This is a genomic window from Luteimicrobium subarcticum, assembly GCF_002798015.1.
Classification (GTDB): domain Bacteria; phylum Actinomycetota; class Actinomycetes; order Actinomycetales; family Cellulomonadaceae; genus Luteimicrobium; species Luteimicrobium subarcticum.
Window position 1 is genome coordinate 182279 of record NZ_PGTZ01000011.1, and the last position, 25604, is coordinate 207882.

The 25604-nt window shown below is 74.9% G+C and carries 23 protein-coding genes; 8 read left to right on the forward strand and 15 right to left on the reverse strand.

Annotation, left to right across the window (positions count from 1 at the left end; translation table 11 throughout):
• Positions 1-21 precede the first annotated feature (21 nt).
• A complete protein-coding gene (locus CLV34_RS14310) occupies positions 22-771 on the forward strand; it encodes an NUDIX hydrolase (protein ID WP_211289469.1) in 750 nt (249 codons plus the stop codon).
• 36 nt (positions 772-807) lie between these two features.
• On the forward strand, positions 808-1689 hold the full coding sequence (locus CLV34_RS14315) for an aminoglycoside phosphotransferase family protein (protein WP_100350972.1): 882 nt from the start codon (positions 808-810) through the stop codon (positions 1687-1689).
• Between the two features lie 183 nt (positions 1690-1872).
• On the opposite strand, the gene acnA is transcribed toward CLV34_RS14315, so the two are convergent.
• Both acnA and CLV34_RS14325 read right to left on the reverse strand, forming a co-directional pair.
• Positions 1873-4632, reverse strand: coding sequence for an aconitate hydratase AcnA (gene acnA / locus CLV34_RS14320; protein WP_100350973.1), 2760 nt, complete (start codon positions 4630-4632; stop codon positions 1873-1875).
• A 115-nt stretch (positions 4633-4747) separates the two neighbouring features.
• The gene (locus CLV34_RS14325; RefSeq protein ID WP_100350974.1) at positions 4748-7183 is read right to left on the reverse strand and encodes an HAD-IC family P-type ATPase; all 2436 of its coding nucleotides are present in this window, start codon (positions 7181-7183) and stop codon (positions 4748-4750) included.
• Positions 7184-7275: 92 nt separating this feature from the next.
• Between CLV34_RS14325 and CLV34_RS14330 the strand changes: the two genes are divergently transcribed.
• A complete protein-coding gene (locus CLV34_RS14330) occupies positions 7276-7632 on the forward strand; it encodes a VOC family protein (protein WP_100350975.1) in 357 nt (118 codons plus the stop codon).
• A 7-nt stretch (positions 7633-7639) separates the two neighbouring features.
• On the opposite strand, the gene CLV34_RS14335 is transcribed toward CLV34_RS14330, so the two are convergent.
• Positions 7640-9031 (reverse strand): class I SAM-dependent RNA methyltransferase, encoded by a 1392-nt coding sequence (locus tag CLV34_RS14335; protein ID WP_100350976.1) that lies wholly within the window; start codon positions 9029-9031, stop codon positions 7640-7642.
• Entirely contained in the window at positions 9031-11052 is a 2022-nt protein-coding gene (locus tag CLV34_RS14340) for an APC family permease (protein WP_245859253.1), read from the reverse strand. The genes CLV34_RS14335 and CLV34_RS14340 overlap by 1 nt, the downstream gene beginning before the upstream one ends.
• Positions 11053-11178: 126 nt before the next feature.
• Here CLV34_RS14340 and CLV34_RS14345 point away from each other — a divergent pair, with 126 nt between their 5' ends.
• Both CLV34_RS14345 and CLV34_RS14350 read left to right on the forward strand, forming a co-directional pair.
• Positions 11179-11838, forward strand: coding sequence for a potassium channel family protein (locus CLV34_RS14345; protein WP_100351038.1), 660 nt, complete (start codon positions 11179-11181; stop codon positions 11836-11838).
• Positions 11838-12566: a potassium channel family protein gene (locus CLV34_RS14350; RefSeq protein ID WP_100350977.1), complete on the forward strand. Its 729-nt coding sequence runs from the start codon at positions 11838-11840 to the stop codon at positions 12564-12566. The genes CLV34_RS14345 and CLV34_RS14350 overlap by 1 nt, the downstream gene beginning before the upstream one ends.
• Positions 12567-12586: 20 nt before the next feature.
• Here CLV34_RS14350 and CLV34_RS14355 read toward each other — a convergent pair whose 3' ends face one another.
• The 4 genes from CLV34_RS14355 to dut all read right to left on the reverse strand — a co-directional run bounded on the left by CLV34_RS14355 (position 12587) and on the right by dut (position 15134).
• The gene (locus CLV34_RS14355) at positions 12587-13447 is read right to left on the reverse strand and encodes a DUF3159 domain-containing protein (RefSeq protein ID WP_245859255.1); all 861 of its coding nucleotides are present in this window, start codon (positions 13445-13447) and stop codon (positions 12587-12589) included.
• On the reverse strand, positions 13444-13812 hold the full coding sequence (locus tag CLV34_RS14360) for an OB-fold nucleic acid binding domain-containing protein (protein WP_100350978.1): 369 nt from the start codon (positions 13810-13812) through the stop codon (positions 13444-13446). Before CLV34_RS14360 ends, CLV34_RS14355 begins: the two co-directional genes overlap by 4 nt.
• A complete protein-coding gene (locus CLV34_RS14365) occupies positions 13809-14567 on the reverse strand; it encodes a DUF3710 domain-containing protein (protein ID WP_245859256.1) in 759 nt (252 codons plus the stop codon). Before CLV34_RS14365 ends, CLV34_RS14360 begins: the two co-directional genes overlap by 4 nt.
• A 105-nt stretch (positions 14568-14672) precedes the next feature.
• On the reverse strand, positions 14673-15134 hold the full coding sequence (gene dut / locus CLV34_RS14370) for a dUTP diphosphatase (RefSeq protein WP_245859257.1): 462 nt from the start codon (positions 15132-15134) through the stop codon (positions 14673-14675).
• Between the two features lie 111 nt (positions 15135-15245).
• Here dut and CLV34_RS14375 point away from each other — a divergent pair, with 111 nt between their 5' ends.
• The gene (locus CLV34_RS14375) at positions 15246-15773 is read left to right on the forward strand and encodes a DUF3093 domain-containing protein (RefSeq protein ID WP_100350981.1); all 528 of its coding nucleotides are present in this window, start codon (positions 15246-15248) and stop codon (positions 15771-15773) included.
• Positions 15774-15915: 142 nt separating this feature from the next.
• On the opposite strand, the gene CLV34_RS14380 is transcribed toward CLV34_RS14375, so the two are convergent.
• The 3 genes from CLV34_RS14380 to CLV34_RS14390 form a co-directional block, all read right to left on the reverse strand.
• Positions 15916-16218: a DUF4193 domain-containing protein gene (locus CLV34_RS14380; protein WP_100350982.1), complete on the reverse strand. Its 303-nt coding sequence runs from the start codon at positions 16216-16218 to the stop codon at positions 15916-15918.
• 286 nt (positions 16219-16504) lie between these two features.
• Positions 16505-17392, reverse strand: a complete 888-nt coding sequence (locus tag CLV34_RS14385; protein ID WP_342747238.1) for an inositol monophosphatase family protein — start codon at positions 17390-17392, stop codon at positions 16505-16507.
• Positions 17393-17476: 84 nt separating this feature from the next.
• Positions 17477-18139, reverse strand: a complete 663-nt coding sequence (locus CLV34_RS14390; RefSeq protein ID WP_245859258.1) for a trimeric intracellular cation channel family protein — start codon at positions 18137-18139, stop codon at positions 17477-17479.
• Positions 18140-18262: 123 nt separating this feature from the next.
• Here CLV34_RS14390 and sepH point away from each other — a divergent pair, with 123 nt between their 5' ends.
• Positions 18263-19519 carry a septation protein SepH gene (sepH, locus tag CLV34_RS14395; RefSeq protein ID WP_100350983.1) on the forward strand — a complete coding sequence of 419 codons (1257 nt, stop codon included), beginning with the start codon at positions 18263-18265 and terminating at the stop codon, positions 19517-19519.
• A 13-nt stretch (positions 19520-19532) separates the two neighbouring features.
• Here the strand turns inward: sepH and CLV34_RS14400 are convergent, their stop codons facing one another.
• The 4 genes from CLV34_RS14400 to CLV34_RS14415 form a co-directional block, all read right to left on the reverse strand.
• A complete protein-coding gene (locus CLV34_RS14400) occupies positions 19533-20240 on the reverse strand; it encodes a thymidine kinase (RefSeq protein WP_100350984.1) in 708 nt (235 codons plus the stop codon).
• Between the two features lie 19 nt (positions 20241-20259).
• On the reverse strand, positions 20260-21477 hold the full coding sequence (locus tag CLV34_RS14405) for an alkaline phosphatase family protein (RefSeq protein WP_245859259.1): 1218 nt from the start codon (positions 21475-21477) through the stop codon (positions 20260-20262).
• Between the two features lie 2 nt (positions 21478-21479).
• On the reverse strand, positions 21480-22064 hold the full coding sequence (locus CLV34_RS14410) for a DUF5998 family protein (RefSeq protein WP_100350985.1): 585 nt from the start codon (positions 22062-22064) through the stop codon (positions 21480-21482).
• 84 nt (positions 22065-22148) lie between these two features.
• A complete protein-coding gene (locus tag CLV34_RS14415) occupies positions 22149-24905 on the reverse strand; it encodes a GNAT family N-acetyltransferase (protein ID WP_100350986.1) in 2757 nt (918 codons plus the stop codon).
• A gap of 165 nt (positions 24906-25070) precedes the next feature.
• On the opposite strand from CLV34_RS14415, the gene CLV34_RS14420 reads away from it, so the two are divergent.
• Entirely contained in the window at positions 25071-25583 is a 513-nt protein-coding gene (locus CLV34_RS14420; protein WP_100350987.1) for a DUF2510 domain-containing protein, read from the forward strand.
• The last annotated feature ends 21 nt before the right edge of the window (positions 25584-25604 follow it).

Below are 25604 nucleotides of genomic sequence, written 5' to 3' on the forward strand. Positions count from 1 at the left end.
GCCCCCGCGGCGTCGCCGTCGGTGGCGTCGACGTCCGGCGTCCCGGCGTCGCCGGCCTCGGCGCGCGACGCGCTCGCCCGGCTCGTCGACGGCGGCGGGGCGTGGACCACGCCGTGGCGGCACGCCGTCGGCGCTCTCGACCCCGCGACCGCGCGCGACGCCGCCGTGCTCGTCCTGTTCGGCGTGCTCGACGGGGCGCCCGGTGCGGCACCGTCGACGGTGCCTGCGGACGCGCGCACGTCGGTGCGCACGGGGGTGCCGGCCGGGCTCGACGTCCTGCTCCTCGCCCGCGCAGCGACGCTCGGCAGCCACCCCGGCCAGGTGGCCTTCCCCGGCGGGCGCGTCGACCCGGGCGACGACGGTCCCGTGGCGTGCGCGCTGCGGGAGGCGACCGAGGAGACCGGCCTCGACGCGTCCGGGGTCGACGTCCTCGGGACGTACGACCCCCTGCCGCTGCCGGTGAGCAACCACCTCGTCACGCCCGTGCTCGGGTGGTGGGCGAGGCGGTCCCCCGTGCGCGTCGTCGACCCCGGCGAGTCCGCCCACGTCTTCAGCGCACCCGTCGCCGGGCTGATCGACCCGGAGCGCCGGCGCACCGTCGAGGTGCGGCGCGGCAACCGGCGCTGGCACGGACCCGGGTTCCTCGTCGCGGACGGCGACCGCGAGCACGTCGTGTGGGGCTTCACCGCCGGCATCCTCGACGCGCTGCTCGACGAGCTCGGGTGGACGCAGCCGTGGGACCGAGACCGGGTCGTCCCGGCACCTCTCTGACACGACCGCAGGCCGACACGACCCGGAAGGACGGCGATGGAAGCCGACATCGAGATCACGACCGGCCTCGCGCACGCTCTCCTGCGTGCCCAGCACGCGGACCTCGCCGACCGCCCGCTGCGGGTCGTCGCGAACGGGTGGGACACCGTCGTGATGCGGCTCGGCGACGACCTGGCCCTTCGGCTGCCGCGTCGCGAGGTGGCCGCCCACCTGGTGGAGCACGAGCAGGCCGTCCTGCCCGTGCTCGCGCCGACGCTGCCGGTCCCGGTGCCCCTCCCCGTCCGGGTCGGCCGTCCGACGGACGGCTACCCGTACCCGTGGAGCGTCGTGCCGTGGTTCGACGGCGTCGCGGCCGCCGCGACACCGGTGCCGGAGCGCTCCGCGTGGGCGGCGCACCTCGCGAACACGCTCGCCGCGCTGCACACCCCCGCGCCGGCAGACGCTCCCCCGAACCCGTACCGCGGCGTGCCGCTCGCGGAGCGCACCGAGGTCTTCCGCGAGCGGCTCGAGATCGTCCCGGACCGCGACGCGCGACACCTGTCGCAGATCTGGGACACCGGCCTCGACGCCGCGCCCTACGACGACGTGCCCCGGTGGCTGCACGGCGACCCGCACCCCGCCAACCTCGTCGTCCGGCCGGGCGCACCCGACCGGCTGGCCGCTCTCGTCGACTTCGGGGACGTGACGTCCGGCGACCCCGCCTCGGACCTCGCGACGGCGTGGCTCACCTTCGACGCCGCGGGGCGTGCGTCGTTCCGCGCCGTGTACGACGACGTCCACGGGGGCGACGGTCCGCGGTGGGTGCGCGCCCGCGCCTGGGCGGCGTCCTTCGCGCTCGTGATGCTCGCGTTCCCGGACGAGCACCCGCTGCTCGCGGGGGTCGGCGAGCACGCCGTCGGCGAGCTGCTCGCCGGCTGACCGCCCTCCCCCGCTCGGCTCCGCGTGCGTTGCGGCGCTTCGCGTGCGCCGCAACGGGCGCGAAGCGACCTTGCGTAGGCGACGGCACCGGGCCCGGAGGGCGCGGGACGGCGAGAGGCGCCCACCCCGGGTGGGGTGGACGCCTCTCGCCGTACTCGCTGCCCGGCACGCCGGGCGGGCGGCTCAGGCCACGAGGGACCGGAGCACGTACTGCAGGATGCCGCCGTTGCGGTAGTAGTCCGCCTCACCGGGCGTGTCGATCCGCAGGACGGCCTGGAACTCGACGGACGTGCCGTCCTCCTTCGTGGCGGTCACGGTGAGCGTGCGGGGCGTCGTGCCCTCGTTGAGCTCGGTGACGCCGGCGATGTCGAACGTCTCGGTGCCGTCGAGGCCCAGCGACGCAGCCGACTCGCCTTCGGGGAACTGCAGCGGCAGGACGCCCATGCCGATGAGGTTGGAGCGGTGGATCCGCTCGAAGCTCTCGGAGATGACGGCCTTCACGCCGAGGAGCGCGGTGCCCTTGGCCGCCCAGTCGCGCGACGAGCCGGAGCCGTACTCCTTGCCGCCGAGGACGACGAGCGGGGTGGACTGCGCCGCGTAGTCCTGCGCCGCGTCGTAGATGGTGTCCTGGGCGCCCTTCACGAAGTTGTACGTGAAGCCGCCCTCGACGACCGTGCCGCCGTTCATGGTCGCGACGAGCTCGTTCTTGAGCCGGATGTTCGCGAACGTGCCGCGGATCATGACCTCGTGGTTCCCGCGGCGCGAGCCGTAGGAGTTGAAGTCCTTGCGCTCCACGCCGTGCTCGGCGAGGTAGCGACCGGCCGGGCTGTCGGGCTTGATGGCACCGGCAGGGCTGATGTGGTCGGTCGTGACCGAGTCGCCGAGCTTCGCGAGGACGCGCGCGCCGGCGATGTCGGTGACCGGGGACGGCTCCGCGGCCATGCCCTCGAAGTACGGGGGCTTGCGGACGTAGGTCGACTCGCCGTCCCACTCGAAGGTGGAGCCCTGGGGCGTCGGCAGGCCCTGCCAGCGCTCGTCGCCGGCGAACACGTTGGCGTAGTCCTCGGTGAACATGTCGCGGTCGATGGACCGGTCGATGGTCGCCTGGACCTCCTCGGCGGACGGCCAGATGTCGGCGAGGAAGATCGGCTTGCCGTCGGCGTCGCGGCCCAGCGGGTCGGACTCGAAGTCGAAGTCCATGGTGCCGGCGAGCGCGTACGCGATGACCAACGGCGGCGACGCGAGGTAGTTCATCTTCACGTCGGGGTTGATGCGACCCTCGAAGTTGCGGTTGCCCGACAGCACCGACACCACCGTGAGGTCGTGCTCGTTGACGGCCGCCGACACGTTCTCGTCGAGCGGGCCCGAGTTGCCGATGCAGGTGGCACAGCCGTAGCCCACCAGGTTGAAGCCCAGCTTGTCGAGGTACGGCCACAGGCCGGCCTTCTCGTAGTAGCCGGTGACGACCTGCGAGCCCGGCGCGGTCGACGTCTTGACCCACGGCTTGCGCTCGAGCCCGGCCTCGACGGCCTTCTTCGCGAGCAGGCCGGCGGCCATCATGACCGACGGGTTGGACGTGTTCGTGCACGACGTGATCGACGCGATCGCGACCGCGCCGTGGAACAGCTCGAAGGTGTTGCCCTCGGTGTCGGTCACCTCGACGCGGCGGGCACCCGCCGTGGAGTACGTCGGCGAGTCGGACGCCGGGAACGACTCGCGCTCGGCCTCGTCCACGCCGTTGCCGACCTCGGGCGCGTACGTCGGCAGGTCGCGGGCGAACTGCTCCTTGGCCCGCGACAGCTCGATGCGGTCCTGCGGGCGCTTCGGGCCGGCGATCGACGGGACGACCGTGGACAGGTCGAGCTCGAGGTACTCGGAGAAGACGGGCTCGCGCGACGGGTCGTGCCAGAGCGTCTGCTCCTTGGCGTACGCCTCGACGAGGGCGACCTGCTCGACGCTGCGGCCGGTGAGGCGCAGGTACTCGAGCGTGACGTCGTCGATGGGGAAGATCGCCGCGGTCGAGCCGAACTCGGGGCTCATGTTGCCGATGGTGGCGCGGTTCGCGAGCGGGACCTGGGCGACGCCGTCGCCGTAGAACTCGACGAACTTGCCGACCACGCCGTGCTTGCGGAGCATCTGCGTGATGGTGAGCACGACGTCGGTCGCGGTCACGCCGGCCGGGATCGAGCCCGCCAGCTTGAAGCCGACGACGCGCGGGATGAGCATCGACACGGGCTGGCCGAGCATCGCGGCCTCGGCCTCGATGCCGCCGACGCCCCAGCCGAGCACGCCGAGGCCGTTGACCATCGTGGTGTGCGAGTCGGTGCCGACGCAGGTGTCGGGGTAGGCGCGCAGGACGCCGCCCACCTCACGGGTCATGACCGTGCGGGCCAGGTACTCGATGTTGACCTGGTGCACGATGCCGGTGCCCGGCGGGACGACCTTGAAGTCGTCGAACGCGGTCTGGCCCCAGCGCAGGAACTGGTAGCGCTCACGGTTGCGCTGGTACTCGATGTCGACGTTGCGCTCGAACGCGTCGGCGCGGCCGTAGACGTCGATCTGGACCGAGTGGTCGATGACGAGCTCGGCGGGCGCGAGCGGGTTGATCCGCTGCGGGTCGCCGCCGAGGTCCGCGACGGCCTCGCGCATGGTGGCGAGGTCCACCACGCAGGGCACGCCGGTGAAGTCCTGCATGATCACGCGGGCGGGCGTGAACTGGATCTCCGTGTCGGGCTGGGCGTCCGGGTCCCACCCGGCGAGCGCGCGCACGTGGTCGGCGGTGATGTTGGCGCCGTCCTCCGTCCGCAGCAGGTTCTCGGCCAGGACCTTGAGGCTGTACGGCAGGCGCTCGAGGCCCTGCACGGCCGACAGGCGGAAGATCTCGTAGGTGCTGTCACCGACCTCGAGGGTCCCCTTGGACCCGAACGTGTCGACGCTGCTCACGGTGCGCTCCTCACTGCGGTACGGCGACGCACGGACCCGCGGGAGTGCCGCGTCACGTGGCGTCGTTGGGGGGTTTGGGCTGAGCCTACGCCAGCATACCGCAGTTATCTTGACGTCAAGATATCGGCGCGCGGTGGCGCGCGCCGATCAGCCGGAACAGCACCTCGATGAGCACCCAGCCGACGACGACGGTCGTCGCGACGACCTCGAGCGTCCACGCGTCCGGCACCTCGAGGGCGAAGAACCGGCGCGTGACCGGGAGGGCGAACGCCCCCGCCCCGGCGAGCCCGAGGGCGACGACGAGCCAGCCCCGCCACCCCCGCCACGGCCGGGCCGCGATCCCCAGGACCCACAGCGCCAGGCCGAGCAGCACGAGCGTGGCCGCCGAGCGTGCGTCCGTCGTGCCGAGCCGGTCCCGCACGACGAGGTACGCCACGAGGACGCCCGCGCCGGCGACCAGTCCGGACGGCACCGCGTACGTGAGCACGCGCGGCAGGAACCCGGGCCGGTACCGCGTGTCGTTCGGCGGCAGCGCCAGGAAGAACGCCGGGATCCCGATGGTGAGCGAGCTGATCAGCGTGAGGTGGCGCGGCAGGAACGGGTACGGCACCGCGATGAGGACGACCGCCACCGCGAGCAGCGCGGCGTACGTCGTCTTGGTGAGGAACAGGCCGGCGACGCGCTCCATGTTCGCCATGACCCGGCGGCCCTGGGCGACGACGCCCGGCAGCGTCGCGAACCGGCCGTCGACGAGCACGATCCGGGCGACTGCCTTCGTCGCGGCCGCGCCCGAACCCATCGCGATGCCGAGGTCGGCGTCCTTGAGCGCCAGCGCGTCGTTCACCCCGTCCCCCGTCATGGCGACGACGTGGCCGCGCGCCTGCAGCGCGTGCACCATCGCGCGCTTCTGCTCGGGTCGCACCCGCCCGTACACGCCGTGGGTGTCGAGCACGTCCGCGAGCGCTTCGGCGTCGTCCGGCAGGTCGCGGGCGTCGAACCCGGGGTCGGGCGCGGCGTCCGGGCCGGACGACCCGACGGACGCGGCGATGGCGGCGACCGTGGTGGGGTTGTCGCCGGAGATCACGACGGTGCGGACGCCCTGGGCGTGGAAGTAGGCGAGGGTCTGGGCGGCGTCGGGGCGCACGTGCTCGCCGAGCACGCAGACGACGAGGGGGTCGAGGTCGCCCGGCAGGGGCGCGTCGGTGGCGGGCAGGCCGGCGGGGGCGGCGGCGAGCAGGACGACACGGGACCCGTCGGCGGCGGCGTCGCGTACCGACGCGAGCACGTCGGTCGCGGGGGCGTCGTCGCGCCCGGCGAGGAGGATCTCGGGGGCGCCGAAGACGTAGGCACCATCGGCGGTGCGCACGGCGCTCCACTTGCGGGCGCTGGAGAACGGGACGGTCTCGAGGACGTCCGCGAGGTCGGCGGCGTCGATCCCGTCACCGGCGGCGCGCGCGGTGGCGTTCGCGTCGGGTGCGACCGCGAGCGCGGCGAGGACACCGAGCGCGGCGCGGTGACGGGGCGCGATCCCGTCAGGGCCGTCGGCCGGGGAGCCTGCGCCGACGAGGTCGCGGCGGGCGAGCCCGACGGTCCCGTCGGTGAGCGTGCCGGTCTTGTCGAGGCACAGCACGTCGACGCGCGCGAGCACCTCGACGGCCTGGAGCTCCTGGACGAGCACGTTCTGCCGGGCGAGCAGCAGGGCGGCGAGCGCGAAGTTGAGGGACGTGAGCAGCACGAGCCCTTCGGGGACCATGCCGATGACGCCCGCGACGCCGGCGACGACGGCGTCGCGCCAGGCGCCGGACGAGATCGAGTCGCTCCACCCGCCGGTGGCGCGGACCTGTGCCCAGGCGAGCAGGACGGCGATGGGGATGATGCCGAAGGACACGACCCGCAGGACGCGGTTGATGCCGTCGCGCAGCTCGGAGGGTGCGACGGAGAACTTCTTGGCCTCGGCGGCGATGCGGTGGGCGTAGGACTCCTCGCCGACGGCGGTGAGCCGGACGGACGCGGTCCCGGCGACGACTGCGGTGCCGGAGAGCACCGGGTCCTCGGGGTGCTTGTGGACGGGCTGCGACTCGCCGGTGAGGACGGACTCGTCGATCTCCAGGCCGGTGGAGCGCAGGACGACGCCGTCGGCGGGGACCTGGTCGCCGGTCGCGAGCAGCAGGACGTCGTCCTCGACGAGCTGCTGGAGCGGGATCTCGGCCTCGGTCGGGCCTGTGCCGGCGTCGCGGACGACGCGGGCGGGGGCGGCACTGAGCAGGCTGAGGTGATCGAGGGTGCGCTTGGCGCGGTACTCGGTGACGACGCCGATGGCGGCGTTGACGACCATGACCCCGGCGAACACGGCGTCGGGCCACGACCCGGTGATGAGCACGAGCACGGCCGCGACGGTGAGGATGAGGTTGAAGAGCGTGAAGACGTTGGCGCGCAGGATCGCGGCGAGGCTGCGGGAGGTGGTGTCGGCGGCGACGTTGACCTTCCCGGCGGCGGTCCGCTCGTCGACCTGTGCGGTGGTCAGGGCGCCCAGGTCGGCGAGCGTCGTCATGGGCCGAGTCTAGTGGCCGTCATCCGCGTGCGGATATCGTGACATCACTGCGATGTGCCCGATATCGGCGCACGTCGGGACGGAGGCAAGTCATGACGGTGACCGGGATCGGCGGGCTCTTCGTCCGCAGCGCCGACCCTGCGGCGCGCGCCGCGTGGTACGAGGAGCACCTCGGGGTCGGCCCGGGCGCCGACGGCACGTGGCACCAGGAGGCGGGCGGCACCGTGTTCGCACCGTTCCCGGCCGACTCGGACTACTTCGCGCCGGACCAGCCGCTCATGCTGAACCTGCGCGTGCGCGACCTCGACACGCTCGTCGCACGCCTCGAGGCGGCAGGGGTCGCCGTCGAGCGCCGGGCCGAGTGGGACGCGGGCGGCTTCGGGCGGTTCGCGCGCATCCAGGACCCCGAGGGGCTGCCCGTCGAGCTCTGGGAGCCCGCCGAGGACTAGCGGGGCGTCAGCGCTCGACCGCCGGCACGAACGTCGCGACCGCCTCGACGTGGTGGGTCATCGGGAACAGGTCGAACGCCCGCAGGGCGGCGAGCCGGTAGCCCTGGTCGGCGAGGTACGCGACGTCACGGGCGAGCGCGGCAGGGTCGCACGCGACGTAGACGATCGTGGCGGGCGCCAGGTGGGCGACCTGCTCGACGACCTGGCGACCCGCTCCGGCACGCGGCGGGTCGAGCACGACGGCGTCGGCCGCGCGCAGTCCCCCGCTGCTGCCGGCCGCGGCCCGCAGCGCCGTGAGCGTCGTCTCGACGCGGCCGGCGTGCAGCTCGACCTGCCGGACGTCGTGCAACGAGCGTCGGGCGTCCTTGACGGCCTGCTCGGAGCCCTCGACGGCCACGACACGGCCCGCGGGCCCGACGAGGTCGGCGAGCGGCGCGGTGAACAGGCCGGCGCCCGAGTACAGGTCGAGCACGGTCGCCCCGGCGCCGGTGCCGGCGAGCGCGTCCAGCACCGCGCCGACGAGCACGGCGGGCGCGGCCCGGTGCACCTGCCAGAAGCCGTCCCCCCGCAGGCGGTAGGTCCCGGTCCGGCCGTCCGGCAGCGCCACCGTCTCGGTGACGGTCCGCCGCGCGTTGGGACGCTCGTCGGTCCGGCCGCCGCGCAGCGGCTCGCCGTCCTGGAGCAGGAGGGGCGCCGATCCGTCGGCGGGGGCGATCACGTCGAGCCGTACGCCGGCGGGCCACAGCCGCGTGAACACGCCCTCGGTCTCGCACAGCGCGCGGACCTCGTCGCTCGCGAGCGGCATGTCGTCCAGCGGGACGACGTCGTGCGACCGGTACCGGTGCATGCCCGCGCGGCCCTGCGCGTCCGTGACGAGCTCGATGCGGGTGCGCCAGCCGAGGCCGCCGCGCTCGTCGTCACCCGGCGCCGCCGCGACGGGCAGCTCGGCGACGGGCACGCCGTCGACCTCCGTCACCCCGGCGAGACGCTCGAGCTGCTCCGCGAGCACCGTCTGCTTCCAGCGACGCTGCGCCGCCAGGGCGACGTGCGCGAGCTCTCCCCCGCCGACCCCGCCCGGGCCGGCCGCGGGCCACGCGGACGGCACCCGGTCGGGTGACGCCTCGAGCACCTCCACGGCGTCCGCGCGCCAGAACCGGGCGTCGTCCTCGGCGGACGTGAGCCGGGCGAGCACGCGCTCGCCGGGCAGGGCGTGCCGGACGAACACGACGCGTCCCTCGTGGCGGGCCACGCAGTGCCCGCCGTGGGCGACGGGACCCACCTCGAGCTCGACGGGCGGCAGGTCGGGTGGGGCGGATGCGTTCGGGCGCGCGGCGCGGGATGCGTCGCCCCGGCCGGAGGGTCGGCGGGACGAGGGACGGGACTTCTTCTTCGACGGCATCAGACGCGGTGGATCCAGGTCGGGGCGACACGCGTGCTCTCGAGCCCGGTCTGACCCTCGATGGACTCGAGCTGCCAGGGCACGGACGCGACGACGACGCCGGGGGTGAACAGGAGGCGCCCCTTGAGGCGCAGGGCCGACTGGTTGTGCAGGATCTGCTCCCACCAGTGCCCGACGACGTACTCGGGGATGTAGACGACCACGAGGTCGCGCGGCGACTCGCGGCGGATCGAGCGCACGTACTGGAGCACGGGCCGGGTGATCTCGCGGAAGGGTGAGTCGAGGACGCGCAGCGGGAGCGGGAGCTCGAGGCGGTCCCACGCGTCGGTGAGCGCCGCGACCTCCTCGGCGTGCACGCCCACGGTCACGGCCTCGAGCACCGAGGGGCGGGACGCCCGGGCGTACGCGATGGCGCGCATCGCGGGCTTGTGCAGCTTGGAGACCAGCACGATGGCGTGTACCCGGCTGGGCAGGGCGCGCGCAGACGCCGGGTCGTCCCCGAGCGCCAGCTCGCGCGCCACCCGGTCGTAGTGGCGGCGGATGGCCCGCATGAGGACGAAGAGGACCGCCATCGCGACGATCGCGATCCAGGCGCCGCGCGTGAACTTGGTCGCGAGCACGATGATCAGCACGACGCCCGTGAGCAGGAACCCGAACGCGTTGACGGCCCGCGAGCGCAGCATCCGCTTGCGGGCGTCCGGGTCGGCCTCGGTGCGCAGGCCACGCGTCCAGTGCCGGACCATGCCGAGCTGCGACAGGGTGAACGACACGAACACGCCCACGATGTAGAGCTGGATGAGCCGGGTCACCGTCGCGTCGAACGCGACGATCAGCACGATCGCCCCGCCGGCGAGCAGCACGATGCCGTTCGAGAAGGCGAGCCGGTCGCCGCGCGTGTCGAGCTGGCGGGGCAGGTAGCCGTCCTTGGCGAGGATCGACCCGAGCACCGGGAAGCCGTTGAAGGCGGTGTTCGCCGCGAGCACGAGGATGACGCCGGTGGCGGCCGCGACGACGTAGAACGCGACCGGCAGGCCGGAGAAGACCGACTGGGCGATCTGGCCGATGACGGGGTGCTGCACGTAGTCCTCGGGCAGCGGCTGCCCGGCGTGGGTGAGCTGGGTCGCCGGGTCCTCGACGTAGTGCACGCCGATGTCGCGGGCGAGCAGCAGGATCGACATGATCATCACCGCGGAGATCCCGCCGAGGAGCGCGAGCGTGGTCGCCGCGTTGCGGGACTTCGGCTTGCGGAACGCGGGCACGCCGTTGCTGATCGCCTCGACGCCGGTGAGCGCGGCACAGCCGGACGCGAAGGCGCGCGCGACGAGGAACGCACCCGCGAGGCCCGTGAGCCCGGAGTCGAGCTGCGGGCTCGCCACGATGTCGAACCCGGCCGACTCGGCGTCGGGCAGCCCGCCCGTGAACAGCAGGCGCGCGAAGCCCACGACGGCCGTGCCCCCGATCGCGAACATGAACAGGTAGACGGGGACCGCGAAGAACTTGCCCGACTCCTTGACGCCCCGCAGGTTCACGATGGCGAGCAGGATCACGACGATCACGGCGAACGGGACCTCGTGCCCCCGCAGCGCGGGGATGGCGGACGCCGCGTACTGCGTCCCCGAGGAGATCGACACGGCGACGGTCAGGACGTAGTCGACCATGAGCGCCGACGCGACGCCGAGACCCGCGGACGGGCCCAGGTTGGTCGTCGCGACCTCGTAGTCACCACCGCCCGACGGGTACGCGCGCACGTTCTGGCGGTAGGACGCGACCACCGTCACGAGCACGACGACGACCGCGATGCCGATCCACGGCGACACTGCGGTCGCCGCGAACCCGGCGAGCGCGAGGGTCAGCAGGATCTCGTCGGGCGCGTACGCCACGGACGAGAGGGCGTCCGAGGCGAAGACCGGGAGCGCGATGCGTTTCGGCAGCAGCGTGTGACCGAGGTGGTCGCTGCGGACCGGCCGGCCGAGCAGCACGCGCTTGGCCGTGTCGGTCAGGCTGCCTGCAAGTTCTGACACGAGGCATCATGCTACGCGTGCCGCGACCGGCGCGGACCGGCGGGCGCAGGTCTGTGGACCGTCCGGGGTCGGCGAGGGCGGCGGGGGGTGCCGCGCTGATAGCGTCGCCCCGTGCACTTCGTCATCATGGGCTGCGGACGCGTGGGCGCGACGCTCGCCCAGTCGCTCGAGGCGCGCGGCCACTCGGTCGCCGTCATCGACCAGGCGTCCGAGTCGTTCCGCCGCCTCCCGTCGGACTTCGACGGCAAGAAGGTCACCGGCCTCGGCTTCGACCGCGACACGCTCGACCAGGCCGGCATCGAGGAGGCCTACGGCTTCGCGGCCGTCTCCGACGGCGACAACTCGAACATCCTCGCGGCGCGCGTGGTGCGCGAGACGTACGGCGTGGAGAACGTCGTCGCCCGCATCTACGACCCGCACCGCGCCGAGATCTACCAGCGGCTCGGCATCCCGACGGTCGCGACCGTGCGCTGGACGAGCGACCAGGTGCTGCGCCGCATGCTCCCGCTGGGCGCCTCGGACGAGTACCGCGACCCGTCAGGACGCGTCCGCCTGTGCCAGATCGACTACCACCCCGAGTGGGCCGGCCTGTCGCTCGACGTCGTGGAGCGCGCGACGGGCACGCGCGCCGCGTACCTCACCCGGTACGGCGAAGGGGTGATCGCGTCGGCCGCGCTCGTCCTGCAGGAGAACGACGTGCTGCACCTGCTCGTGCAGGCCGCGGACGTCGACACCGTCGAGCGTGTGCTCTCGCGCGCGCCCCGTCACGAGGAGCGTGAGGGCTGATGCGCGTCGTCATCGCCGGGGCCGGGTCCGTGGGGCGCTCGATCGCCCGCGAGCTGCTCGGTCACGGGCACGAGGTCACCCTGGTGGACCGCCAGCCGTCCGCGATGCGCGTCGCGTCGGTCGCCGACGCCGACTGGCTCCTCGCCGACGCGTGCGAGCTGTCCACGCTCACGCAGGCACGGGTGGACGAGTGCGACGTCGTCGTGGCCGCCACGGGCGACGACAAGGCGAACCTCGTCATCTCCCTGCTCGCCAAGACGGAGTACGGGGTGCCGCGCACGGTCGCGCGTGTCAACAACCCGAAGAACGAGTGGATGTTCGACGACTCGTGGGGCGTCGACGTGGCCGTCTCGACGCCGCGCATCATGACGGCGATGGTCGAGGAGGCCGTCGCGGTCGGCGACCTCGTGAAGATCTTCACCTTCCACCAGTCGGGGGCCGACATCCTCGAGCTGACGCTGCCGCCGGACTCGCCGCTCGTCGGCCAGCGGATCGGGCGCGTCCCGTGGCCGGCGGACACCGTGCTCGCCGCCGTGGTGCGTGGCACCTCGCCGCTCGCGCCCAGCAACGACGACACGCTCGAGGCGGGCGACGAGCTCCTGTTCGTCGCGGGGCGCGAGGTCGACGGCGCGAGCCTGCAGGAGCTGCTCGTGCCGACGGCCGACGCGGAGCAGCCCGAGGCTGACGACGGCGTCGACGCGGCCGACGGCGAGCCCGCCGCAGGCTGAGCGTCCAGCCCGCGGCGGGGTCAGGTCGCGGGAGTCGCGCGCCGCAGGTGCGGGACGACCACCCAGGTCAGCCAGAGGGTCGCGCCCCACAAGGGAAGCCCCATGACGAGTCGGGCCGTCCCGAGCCACCCGACCTCGTGGTGGAAGTACAGCGGCACCTGGACGGCGAGCCGCAGGCCGAACATGCCGACCCAGAGCCACGTCGCGAGCGCGTACCGGCGCACGAGCTCGGCGTCGGCGCGCCACGCGGTCGGCAGCATCGCGCGGACGGACGGCACGGCCTGCCCGGACGGCGCCGCGGGCTCCTCGCCCGGCCCGGTCGACCCGGCGTCGGCGCGGGGCGTCGCGTCCGGCGCGGGACGGACCACACGCGTCCCGCCGAACCCGGACCGCAGCCCCTCGACGACCAGGCCGACCGCGGGCCACCGCACGAGGATCGAGACCACGCACGCGACGAGGTAGGCCGCGTTCGTCAGGAGCCCGACCGCGTAGTAGTTCTCGGCCTTCCCGGACGTCGCCGCCCACACGACGCCGATGCCGACGCCCACCAGGCCGCCGAACGCGTGCGTCGGCGGGGTGCGGGCGACGAGCCGCGCGACCACGAGGGCGACGGCCACGCCGACGGACGCCCACAGGGTGGGGCGCAGGCTCTGCGTCGCGACGTACACGACCACGAACACCGTGCCGGGCAGCATCGACTCGACGAGACCGCGCACGCCGCCGACCGAGTCCAGGACGGAGAAGCTCTCGGCGTCGAGGGCGCGCAGGCCGCGGACGTCCTGCTCGCCGTCGGCGGCCGCGTCCGCGACCACGCCGTGGCCACCCGGATCGGTCGCAGGTGCGGGACGCCCCGCAGGCGCCGGCTGTCCGGGGGTGCTCACGCGGACACCACGGGACGCAGCTCGTAGCGGGGGTTGTACATGGTGCGGCGACCGTCGATCGTGCAGACCAGGCCCTCGACGCGCACCCGGCGGCCGGGCTCGATACCGGCGATGCGGCGGCGACCCAGCCACACGAGGTCGAGCGTGCCGGTGCCGTCGTAGAGCTCGGCGCCGAGCGCGGGGGCACCCTCGCGGGGCCGCATCGTCACCGAGCGCACCACCCCGCTGACCTGTCCGCGGGTGCGCGACGGCACCGCGGCGATCGCGGTGCAACCGTGCTGCCGCGCCGCGTCGTCACGCTCCTCGTCGGCCTCGACGTCGTCACGCGACGCGAAGACGGCGCGGAGTCCGGCCCGCAGGCTCACCGGATCTCCGTGATCTCGGGGCCGCGGCGCAACGGGTCGAAGTCGCCCGGCTGCGGCGCGGCGGGCGCCTGCTCGTCGCCCTCGTCCGGCTGCTGCGGCGGGGTGAGCTCGAGGACGTCACGCGGCGGGCGCGCGTCCGTGCCGCGCACCACGACCGTGTTGCGGAACACGAGCTCCAGGAGCTCCGCCGCCTGCGGCTCCACGGCCGCCCGGCCGGTGATGACCCCGCGCAGGAACCAGCGCGGACCGTCGACGCCGACGAACCGGGCCGGGCGGAAGCCGCGGCGACCGTCCTCGCCCACGACGGGGAGGCGGGCGAGCAGCTCGCGACCGAACGGGCCGGGGACCTCGTCCACCGCGCCGCCCTGCTCGCCCACGGACGCCGCGATCTCCTCGCGGATCTCGTCCCAGATGCCCTCGCTGCGCGGCGCGGCGAACGCCTGGAGCTGCAGGACCGACCCGTCGACGGCGCACGCAGCGCCCGTGCAGCGGCCCGTACGCCGGTCGATCTCGAGGCGCAGGCTCATGCCGGGCACGCCCGCGATCTGCAGGGCACCCAGGTCGAGGCGCCCGCCCTGCTCCGTCTCGGACGAGTCGTACGGGCCGGACTCGCGCCCGGAACCCGCCGCTGCGTCCTCGGTGACCCCCTGGGAGGGACCGTCGGCGCCGTCGGCGCCGACCTCCGTGACCGTGGGCTCGTCGATCTGCGGGTCGGCGTCGTCGCCGGTGGCCGGCTTGCGGCGGAACAGAGCCACGTTCATCTCCTCGTCGTGGGGCGCTTCCACGCCCGGAACACGTCGGTCGAGTGCCCCCGGGGGAACACCTTGCACATCCTCAACAGTAGTCCTCGCGGGGGGTCGTCAGGACGCCCCGTGCCACCCGCCGCTGGACCCGAACCCGCCCTCGGCCCGGTGCGAGCCGGGCAGCGTCTCGGCCTCCACGAACCGCGCCCGCTCGACGCGCTGCACGACCAGCTGCGCGATGCGGTCGCCGCGGTGCAGCACGACCGGGGTGGTGGCATCCGTGTTCAGGAGGGTCACGCGGATCTCGCCCCGGTACCCCGCGTCGACGGTGCCGGGCGCGTTGACGACCGTCAGACCGTGCCGGGCGGCGAGGCCCGAGCGCGGGTGCACGAAAGCGACGTAGCCGTCGGGGAGGGCGATCGCGACCCCCGTCGGGACGGTGCGCCGCTCCCCCGGGCCCAGCTCGACGTCCTCGGTGGTCACGAGGTCGGCGCCGGCGTCGCCCGGGTGGGCGTAGCCCGGCACGGGCACGTCGGGGTCGAGGCGGCGAAGGAGGACGTCGACGGTGTTCTCGGGCACGAGGCGTGAGCCTAACCGTTCCGCCGCCGTGCGGTCCACGACGGGCCGGTGCCGTGCCGGGGCCGCCGGAGCCGCGCCGGCACGGCGGTGCGGGGGTGGCATCCTGGAGGCATGCAGACCTCCGGGCCGCCACCGGCCACCGCGCCCGCGCACGCCACCACCTACCGTGAGCGCCTCGCGCCCGGTGCGGGCTCGCTCACGGCCGCCGTGGCGTTCGGCCTCATGTTCGGCGTCATCCTCTGGATCGTGTCGCCCCTGTGGGCCGTGGTGGTCGGCGGGCTCGCCGCCGTCGGGTCCGCCGTCGGGCTCTGGGCGGCCGCTCCCGTCGTCGCCGTGGTCGGGGACGAGCTGGCCGCGGGCCACGCGCACATCCCGGCGACGCTCCTGGGGACGCCGGAGACGCTCGACGCGGCGGGCCTGCGGGCAGCGTTCGGCCCGGGCTCCGACGCGCGGACGTTCGCCTGCCTGCGCCCCTGGGTGACGCGAGCGGTCCGGTGCGCCGTGCACGACCCGCAGGATCCGACGCCCGCGTGGATCGTCGGGACGCGGCACCCGGAGCGACTCGGCGCCGCCCTCGTCGCCGCAGGCGCGGGCAGCCACGAGACCGGGGACGCCGCAGCCGGGGACGTACCGGCCTGAGCGTGCCCCACCTGGGCACCCGGGCGCGGGAGACGCGAAGGCCACCACCCGTCACGGGTGGTGGCCTTCGGCGTGCCGGGTGGGCGACCGTGGCGAGAGCTGGACGGGTCGTTCCCGGTGGTGGGCCGGCGTGAAGCTGGTGTCAGGCAGCGCACTCCGTGCAGACGGGCTGGCCGTCCTTGCCGGTGTACGCGAGCTGGGAGCGGTGGTGCACGAGGAAGCACTTCGAGCAGGTGAACTCGTCGGCCTGCCGCGGCAGGACTCGGACAGACAGCTCCTCGCCGGACAGGTCGGCACCGGGGAGCTCGTACCCCTCGGCGGCCTCCGCCTCGTCCTCGTCCACAACACCCGAGCTCTTGTCGGACCGGCGGGCCTTGAGCTCCTCGAGGGAGTCCTCGGACAGCTCGTCGTCGGTCTTGCGCGGGGCGTCGTAGTCAGTTGCCATGGATGTGGTCACTCCGGTCGTCGGATGGTGGGGTGTGTGGTGTCGTGAGCGAGGCCGGTCCCCGTCCGGCCCCCGGGCCACGTTCAATGCGCAGGACCGGGGTTTCATTCCCGGTTCGCGAAGGGTGATTCTGCACCATGCCCGGCGGGTCTGCAGCACGGAGGACGAGACAGCCGGGTCAATGTGTCAGATCTCACCCGTCCCGAGCCCTCCGGCGCGCGTCTGCGCAGGTCAGAGGGCGTGTGACCCAGGAAACATCCTGCGGTGGAAGCTGCTCGGCCGCGCGTCAGTCGCGACCGGCGTCGAGCCGTTCCAGCAGGGTCGCGAGCTCGCCCGCGGCCCGCGGCGAACCGGCCACCACCATGCGGTCCGTCGGCCGGTCCGCGCCCAGCCCGCGCACCACCGCGCCCGCCTCGACCGCGACGAGACCGCCCGCCGCGTGGTCCCACGGCTGGAGGCCGCGCTCGAAGTACAGGTCGAGCTCGCCGCTCGCGACACGGCACAGGTCGACCGCAGCCGCGCCGAGCCGCCGGATGTCGCGCACCACGGGCAGGACGCCGACGAGGACCTCCGCCTGGTGTCGACGCCGGGCCGCGTCGTACCCGAACCCGGTCCCGGTCAGGCACCGCGCGAGGTCCGGGTCGTCCCGCGCCCACGCGGGGTCGAGGGGCACGCCGTCGCACGTCGCCCCGCCCCCACGGTGCGCCGACCAGGTCCGCCCGCCCACCACGTCGTGCACCGCGCCCGCCTCGACCACCCAGGTGGCCGGGTCGGGCGGCCCCGAGACCACCGCGACCGACACGGCGTAGCCGGGCAGCCCGTACAGGTAGTTCACCGTGCCGTCGACGGGGTCGACCACCCACGTCAGACCCGTGCGGCCCCGCTCGTCCAGGCCGCCCTCCTCACCCAGCACGGCGTCGCCCGGCCGCGCCGCGGCGAGCTCGCGCCGCAGCAGGTCCTCGACGTCCCGGTCCATGCGCGTCACCACGTCGGTGGGCGTCGACTTGGTGGCGGCCACCTCGACCCGCGCCGGGCGGGCGCCGCGCACGAGGTCGCCCGCGGTCTGCGCGAGCCGCTCCGCGAGGCGGCGCAGGTCGCGGCGCGCCTCGGGCGGGAGGACGGCGGCGGCGTCCTCAGGGGGCAGGGGCGCGGCCGGGCCGGCGGGAGACGTCACCACCCGATCCTCCCAGCGCGACCGACCCGGCCGCGACCGGGGACCGGCGCGCTCGGCGGTCGGCCCGTCGGCCGCCTCCGCGCCTCAGGGCTTGCGGCGGCGCGTCTGCCACAGGGAGGGCCAGCCGCCGGTCGCCGCCTCGGGCACGACCCAGCCTCGCCACAACGACAGGATGCGGAACGCGACCACGCCCGCGACGACGCCCATGCCCGTCCAGCCGTTGAGCGTGCCGGTCTCCCAGAGCACGACGACCGCACCGGAGCCCGCGAGCGCCGGGATCGCGTAGAGCTGACGGTCCTGCAGCACGAGCGGGACCGACCCGGTGAGGACGTCGCGGACGACACCGCCCCCGATCCCCGTGATCGTGCCGACGAACAGCGCGGCGAGCCAGCCCACGTCGTACTGGAGGCCCTTGAGCGTCCCGACGACGACGAACAGGCCGAGCGCGAACGCGTCGAGCACCACGACCGCGCGGCGCAGGCGCTCGATGCGCAGGTGGAACAACGACGTCGCGAAGCCGGCGACGAGCACCGTCAGCACGAGGGCCGGGTCGGCGATGCCCACGGGCGGCACCGCGCCGATCAGCACGTCGCGCAGGATCCCGCCCCCGAGCCCGGTCACCCACGCCAGGACGAGCACCCCGAACAGGTCGAGCCGCTTGCGGACCGCGGACAGCGCGCCCGACAGGGCGGCGAAGAAGACCCCGGCGACCTCGAGGGCGCTCTGGAGGTCCGAGGGCAGCAGCACCCCCCGATCATGGCAGGCTCGGGCACAGGCCGATCGGCGGCACACCGACGCGCCTGCGCGGTCCGCGCGCACGGAGATGGCACGCTCGAGACGCACGCACGCGCGACACGAACGGGAGGCGTGATGAACGAGCTGAACCTGGTGGGTCTGCACGAGGACGGGGAGTGCCTGGTCCTCGAGTGCGCCGGGCAGCGCTACACGCTGCACATCGACGACGCGCTGCGTGCCGCGGTGCGCCGCGACCGGCCCCAGCTCGAGCGCGAGCGCGCCCAGGACACGGGGGCGATGTCGGTCCGCGAGATCCAGGCACGGATCCGCGCGGGCGCGACCGCCGAGGAGGTCGCGTCGGTCTCGGGGCTGCAGCTCGAGCGGGTGCGCCGCTACGAGGGCCCGGTGCTCGCGGAGCGTGAGCACGTCGTGTCGCGTGCCCGGGCGTCGCTCGTCGGGCCGGACGGCTCGCCGTCGCTCGACGAGCTGGTCGCGGACCGGCTCGCGGCGCGCGGCGTCGACCCGCTCGACGTCGCCTGGGACTCGGCGCGCGACGCGTCGGGCGACTGGCACGTCACGGCCGTGTTCGCGGCCGGCGGCGTGGACCGCACGGCGACGTGGCGCTACGACGCGGGCGCTCGGGACGTCACGGCGCGGGACGACGAGGCGCGCTGGCTCTCGGAGTCGGAGGTCGAGACGCGCGACGTGCTCCCGCGGTCGGCGGCGTCGGCACGCGAGACCGAGGTGGTGCGTGCGGTGCTGTCCCCCGTGGACGAGCGCGACGCGTCGCCCGACGCGGTCACCACGGACGCCCTGCTCGACGACCTGGGCCGCCGGCGCGGCCGGCGCGCCGACGAGGAGCGCCCGCGTCAGGAAGGAACCCGGCACCCGTCCCGGACGCGCCCCGCGATGACCGTCGACCTGCCGCACCTCGACAGCGAGCCCACCGGGGCCGCCGAGTGCGCGGAGGAGGAGCGTGCCGGGGACGGCACCGGCGGTACTGGCGGTACCGATGACGCCGGCCGCGACCGTCCGGACCAGCGCGGCGCCGAGAGGTCGGGCACGCCGGACGGGACCGGGCACCGCGGCGCCCAGGTCGTCGCGCTGCCCCTGCGCCGGGTCGCGGACGCGCAGGACGACGACGAGCCCGAGGTCGCGCCGGCGGAGGAGGACCGCACGGTCGTCGCGGCCGGTCGTGAGCACGACGTCGACGACCGGGACGGCAGCACCGGAGCTCCCGGGTCAGCCGGCTCGACCGGTCCCGACGCGGCGGGCGGCCACGACGCCGCCTCCGGGCACGTCACGCACGACCGTCAGCGCCGCGGGCGACGCAGCCGGACGAAGATCCCCAGCTGGGACGAGATCATGTTCGGGGCGCGGCCGGAGCAGTAGTCGGCGCGGCCCGTCACGCCGAGGGCAGCGCGGTCGACGGCAGGGACGGCACCGGCAGGTCGAGCGGCAGCATCTCGGCGCCGCTCGTGTGCACGGACGCCGCGCGGAGCGTCATGCGGCGGGCGTGGTGACGGCGGCACAGCACCTCGTACGCCACGGTCTGCGCCACACCACCGCCCGCACCGGCGCCCGGGCCGTCCTCCGACGCGCCGGTGTCGCCGACCACGACCTGGTCGCCCTCGACGACCATGCGTCCGCCGACGGTGCGGGCGTTGTGGGTCGCACGGGCGCCGCACCAGCACAGCGCCTGGACCTGCAGGGTCTCCACCCGGTCGGCGAGCTCGACGAGCCGGGCCGACCCGGGGAACAGGCGCGTGCGGAAGTCGGCGAGGATCCCGAACGCGTAGACGTCCACGCCGGCCTCGTCGACGAGCCGGGCGAGCTGCTCGACCTGCTCGGGCGCGTAGAACTGCGCCTCGTCGCACACGAGGTACTCGACGTGGCGGCCCGCGACGACGGTCCAGAAGTCGGTGTCGTCGCGGACCTCGAGGGCGTCCATGGACAGGCCGAGCCGGGACGAGAGGCGCGCCTCCCCCGCGCGGTCGTGCCGGGAGAACACGAGCCCGCGGCGGCCGCGCGACGTGTGGTTGTGGTGCGTCTGGAGGGCGAGCGTGGACTTGCCCGAGTCCATGGTGCCGGTGAAGAAGACGAGCTCGGCCACGGGGGTCCTCCGGGGGTCGTCAGACGACGGTCGCGAGCAGCGGCACGTGCATCTCGTGCGGGGTGAGCGACCCGTGGACGCCCACGAGGGTGAGGCTCGCGGGGGTCTGGGTGCGGGAGTCGACGACGGTCGCGCGCCCGGTCGTGGCGACGACCACGTCCCCGACGACGGGCCGCACGTGCGGGGCGACGTCTCCGAACAGCCCGGCGGCGAGCGCCTCGTCGCGCGTGGCGACGAGCGCGGCGTCGCCGAGGTGCTCGGACCAGCGGTCGGCGACGACGTCCGGGTCGGTGTCGTCGTCGAGGTGCAGGTGCAGGGCGCGCGGCTCGCCGGCCACGAGGGGGACGCCGTCGCGCAGCACCGCGTCGGTGGCGACGTCCCAGCGCTGCTCGAGGTCGACGTCGACCATGCCGTGGTCGGCGGTGAGGAGCAGCAGGGTGCCCGTCGGCAGGGAGCGCGCGAGGCGGGCCAGCCCGGCGTCGAACGCCTCGAGCTCGTGCCCCCACTCGGCGGAGCGCCAGCCGTGGTGGTGGCCGGCCTTGTCGACGTCGCCCCAGTACAGGTACGTCAGGCCGGGGCGGCGCAGCACGGCCGCGGCGCGCTCGACGCGCGAGGTCCAGGACTCCGCGGCGACGTACGTGGCGCCGCGCAGCGCAGCGAGCGTCATGCCGGAGCCGGCGAACCGGCCCGGCCCGACCGACGTCACCTCGACGCCCTCGGACGCGAGGTCGGCGAGCACCGTGGGCTCGCGCTGCCAGGTGCGGGGCTCGGGCGCGCCGTCCCACGAGACGAGGTTGGCGAGCCGGCCGGTCTGGGGCGCGCGCACGGTGTACCCGAGCATGGCGGTCCGGCCGGGGGGCGCACCGGTGCCGAACGTGCCGAGTGCGGCGGCGGTCGTCGACGGGTAGGTGGTCACGAGCCGGCGCAGGTCGCCGAGCCGTCCCCGGAGGAACGGGGCATGGCCGGCGCGCTCGGTGAGGTTCTCCAGACCGAGCCCGTCGCACAGGACGACGCAGACGCGGTCGGCGGCCGGCAGCCCGATACGCCGTGCGGCGTCGACCGCCCGGGCCTCGCGCGACGCCCGGCCGGCGGCGGCCAGCGCGCCGTGGGCGGCGGGCAGCACGTCGGCGAGCCGCGGGCCGGGGGCCGCGGGGTCGACCAGCGTGTCGGGCAGCGCGCCGACGGACCCGTCGGCGGACGGCGCGGTGGACGGGCCGGCGGCTGCGGTGAGGCGCACGGTCAGCGGGCGGTCGCGGCGGACAGCGCCCGGGCGAAGGTCGCGGCGCGACGCACCGCGTCCGCACCCTCGGCCTCCGCGCTGACCCGCAGGACGAGGTCGTCGGGCAGGATCTGGCCGGTGAGCCCGTGGTCGGCCTCGCACGTGGGGTCGGAGCACCCGGCCGGCTCGAGCTCCACCCGGGACACGGCACCCCAGCCGATCGCGACGGTGAGCTCGACCGGCACGTCGCCGACGCGGTGCTTCTCCGGCGTCGGGACGACGTGCGTGAGGCTCACGCAGCGGACCTCGCGCAGCGGCACGGACTCGCTCGTGGCGACCGCGTTCGCGGCGGGGCGCTCGGAGTCGGCGGGCTGGTCGTCCACGTGGACGGTCACGAGCCGGGTCGCGGTGAGCACCAGGACGGTGACGTGGCGCCGGATCTCCTCGCCGTCGAACGTCGTCTCGGCGTGCACGAGGTGCGCGGCGCACGGCTCCCCGGCGACCGCGACGTCGACGACGTCCTCGACGAGCGTCGGGTAGTAGCCGGTGCGGACGAGGTCCTCACGCAGCGCGGGGCTGAGGGCGGGTTCTGCTGGCTGGCGCACCCGCACATCCTCCCACCTCCGGGCCAGGCGGCCCGTTCGTCCCGGAACGTCCTCGTCACTGCCTCGATGCCCGCGGCGGGCGCGTCACCCGACGGTCGCACCGAGCGCGCGTCGCAGGGCGTCGGTCCGGCGGGCCCGCGCGACGGTCGCCCGCGCGGCGAGGACGGTCACGCCGCGCGGCGCCGCGACCGTGTCGAGCTCGAGCGAGAACAGTTCGGGCAGGTCGTCGGCCAGGACGCTCACCCGGGCGAGGAGGTCCTCGACCGCGGCGGTGTCGGCGGCGGGCGCGCCGCGGTACCCGAAGAGGCGGGGTGCGGCGCGCACGCGCCGGACCATCGCGGCGACGTCGGCGTCGGTCAGCGGCGGCACGCCGTAGGCGACGTCGCCCAGCAGGTCGACGGCGTCGCCGGTGAGCCCGAACGAGACGAGGGGCCCGTACAGCGGGTCCTCGGTCGTGCGGATCGTGCACGCGACACCGGCGGTCGCCATCCGTTGCACCTCGAACGGGACGGCGACCTCGTCGAAGGCCCCGGGGCCGAGCTTGTCGAGGATGGTGCCGCGCAGGGACTCGACCGCGGCGGCGAGCTCGTCGGGCGAGCGGACGTCGAGCCGGACCCCCCCGAGGTCCGCCCGGTGCCGCAGCGCGGGCGGGGTCGCCTTCACCGCGACCGGGTAGCCGAGGGTCGCGGCGGCGTGCTGCGCCGAGGCGACGTCGCTCACCCCGACGGTCGCGGCGACGGGCACGCCGTAGCACCCGAGGAGCTCGGCGAGACGTGCGACGTCGAGCGGTCCGTCGACCGTCTGCTCCACGATGGCGCGGGCACGGTCGCGGTCCAGGTCGTCGAACGCGACGTGCGTGCCGTGGTCGGTGTCGCGCCACTGCCGGTACCGGACGACGGCCGCGACCGCCGCGACCGCGTCCTCGGGCGTCGAGTAGGCGGGGACGCGGTGCGGGACCCCGTCGTCGTCCACGCACGTGAACGCGTCCGTCACCCCGTGGTAGCCCAGCGCGCTCACGACCGTGGGGCGGCCGGACGCGGTGGCGCGCGCCGCGAGGTCCTGCGCGAGCCAGCCCAGCTCGAGGGGGACGGTGGGCACGTAGACCGCGACGACGACGTCGCACGCACCGTCCGCGTAGACCGCGTCGAGCGTGGCGCGGATCTCGTCCGGCCCGGCGTCCTGACGGGCGACCGAGCGCGCCTCCGCGACGACGAGCCCCGCGGACTCGGCGACGTCCGCGACGACGGAGACCAGTCCGGGCGAGCTGCCCACGATCCCGACGCGCCGCCCCGCGGGCAGCGGCTGGTGCGCGAGGAGCTGGGCGACGTCGACGAGCGCGTGCGTGTTCTCGGCACGGATCACTCCGGCCTGCCGCATGATCTCCTCGAGCACGCGGCGCGGGGCACGACCCCGCCGCACAGCGTGACCCGCCGGGGCGAAGGCGCCCGACTGGCCGGCCGCCACGACGACCACGGGCTTGGCCGCAGCGAGCCGGCGTGCCACGCGGGAGAACTTGCGCGGGTTCCCGATCGACTCGAGGTAGAGGCACGCGACCGTCGTCGTGGGGTCCTCGGTCCAGAACTGCATGACGTCGTTGCCCGACACGTCCGCGCGGTGGCCGGCCGACACGAACGTCGACAGGCCGATGCCGCGTCGGGCGACCGTCCGCAGGAGCGTCACCGCCGTGGGCGCCGACTGGCAGAAGAGGCCGACCGGGCCGGCCTCGACGGGCTCGCCCGACGCGACGAGCGACACGCGGTGCCCCGGCTCCTGCCGCAGCAGCCCGTACGACGTCGGTCCGACGACCCGCATGCCGGCCGTGTGCGCCCGGCGGACGAGCTCGCGCTGCCGCTCGACGCCTGCGGCGCCCGCCTCCGCGTAGCCGCCCGAGAGGATCACGAGGGCTCGCACCCCGAGCCGCGCGAGCGCGGGCAGGGCGGCGAGCAGGGCGTCGGGCGCGAGGGCGACCACCGCGATCTCGACCGGACCCTCGACGTCCGCGAGCGCCGCGTGCGTCCGCACGGTGCCGGGGACGTCGACCGCGTCGGGCAGCCCGACGACGTCGACGTACGCGTCACCGGGGTCCGCGACCATTCCCGCCAGCACCTGCTCGGCGAGCATCCGCTCCACGCTGCCCGGCCCGTGGGCGGGCGACGTGAGCAGCAGGACGTCGCGCGCCGTGAGGATGGCCTGCATCGAGCGGGCCTCGGCCCGTCGCTCCCGGTCGATCATCACGGCCCGCGAGCGCTCCGTCGGGTCGAGGTCGACGCTCACGAGGACGACGCCGTCGTCGACGCGCTGCGTCAGCTCGTACCCCGCCTCGCGGAACACGGCGAGCATCTTGCCGTTCTGCGGCAGGACGTCCGCCGTGAAGCGCTCGATGCCGCGCTCGCGCGCCGCCGCGGCGACGTGCTCGAGCAGGACGGACCCGAGCCCGCGGCCCTGGTGCGCGTCGGAGATGTTGAACGCGACCTCGGCCTCGTGCGGCGCGGTCCGGTCGAACCGGGCGACGGCGATGATCTCGTCGGCGTCGGGCGTGCCGGGGGCGTCGGGGTTCGCTGCCACGGCGACGAGGGCGACGCGGTCGCGGTGGTCGACGTGGGTGAACCGGCGCAGGTCCCGGTCGGACAGCCGTTCCATCGCGGAGAAGAAGCGCAGGTAGACGGACCGCTCCGACTGGCCCATGTGGAAGCGCTGGAGGGCGTCCGCGTCCTCGGGGCGGATGGGACGCACGTGCGTGGTGCTGCCGTCGCGCAGGACGACGTCGGCCTCCCACTCGACGGGGTACCGGGGGGTGTCGGCCGGCCCGTCGGACGCGGTCGGTGCGGCGCTGTCGCTCACACCGCCACACTAGGCGGGCGGGCACCGGGTCGCGAGGGTCCGGCGCGCGGGGCGGCGAACGTCACACGACGTCTGGTGCGGGGGTGTCGCGACCGCTACTGTCGCGCTGCGCGGTCGTGGACCGCGGCCGCAGCCGGTCGGGACCGGTCCCCGCCGGAGGCGACGATGACCGACGCTCCCCACACCCTGCCACCGGGCTCGCCGGCGCTGTCCGACGGACCGCCGGCACGCGGCTGGCACCCCGACCCGGACGGGCTCCCGCGGCTGCGCTGGTCCGACGGCGACCGCTGGACGGCACGCGTCGCACCCCGGCAACGCGGGCTGGAGCGCCTCTTCGTGGGCACCCCGAAGGGCTGGCGCGAGGACGCGGATCTCGACAGCGCGCTCGGCCGCAACACGTACGCGTGGAACGCCGCCTGTCAGGGCGTCCTGCAGCTCTGCGCCGTGCTGTTCATCGGCACCACGGTGCTGGTCACCGGCGCGCCGACCTGGTGGGGCGCCCTGCTGGGAACGGGCATGACCTGCACGACGCTGGTGGTGGTGTGGTCGGGAGCCCGCGGGCTCGAGCGGGCCGCGACGCACGGCATCGGGCGGTCGATGGCATGGTTCGGGCTCGCCACCGGGACGATCGGCGCGATGGCGAGCACGGCGATCGTCGCCGTCACGCTCACGCGCTGACCGGCGACGCGCCGCGCCTGC

What these genes read in the sequence shown, in the direction of transcription:
- CLV34_RS14315 (WP_100350972.1), top strand. Translation starts at nt 808, where the DNA reads ATGGAAGCCGACATCGAGATCACGACCGGCCTCGCGCACGCTCTCCTG.
- CLV34_RS14325 (WP_100350974.1), bottom strand. Translation starts at nt 7,183, where the DNA reads ATGACGACGCTCGCCGACCTGGGCGCCCTGACCACCGCACAGGTCGAC.
- CLV34_RS14330 (WP_100350975.1), top strand. Translation starts at nt 7,276, where the DNA reads ATGACGGTGACCGGGATCGGCGGGCTCTTCGTCCGCAGCGCCGACCCT.
- CLV34_RS14335 (WP_100350976.1), bottom strand. Translation starts at nt 9,031, where the DNA reads ATGCCGTCGAAGAAGAAGTCCCGTCCCTCGTCCCGCCGACCCTCCGGC.
- CLV34_RS14345 (WP_100351038.1), top strand. Translation starts at nt 11,179, where the DNA reads ATGGGCTGCGGACGCGTGGGCGCGACGCTCGCCCAGTCGCTCGAGGCG.
- CLV34_RS14350 (WP_100350977.1), top strand. Translation starts at nt 11,838, where the DNA reads ATGCGCGTCGTCATCGCCGGGGCCGGGTCCGTGGGGCGCTCGATCGCC.
- CLV34_RS14375 (WP_100350981.1), top strand. Translation starts at nt 15,246, where the DNA reads ATGCAGACCTCCGGGCCGCCACCGGCCACCGCGCCCGCGCACGCCACC.
- CLV34_RS14380 (WP_100350982.1), bottom strand. Translation starts at nt 16,218, where the DNA reads ATGGCAACTGACTACGACGCCCCGCGCAAGACCGACGACGAGCTGTCC.
- sepH (WP_100350983.1), top strand. Translation starts at nt 18,263, where the DNA reads ATGAACGAGCTGAACCTGGTGGGTCTGCACGAGGACGGGGAGTGCCTG.
- CLV34_RS14420 (WP_100350987.1), top strand. Translation starts at nt 25,071, where the DNA reads ATGACCGACGCTCCCCACACCCTGCCACCGGGCTCGCCGGCGCTGTCC.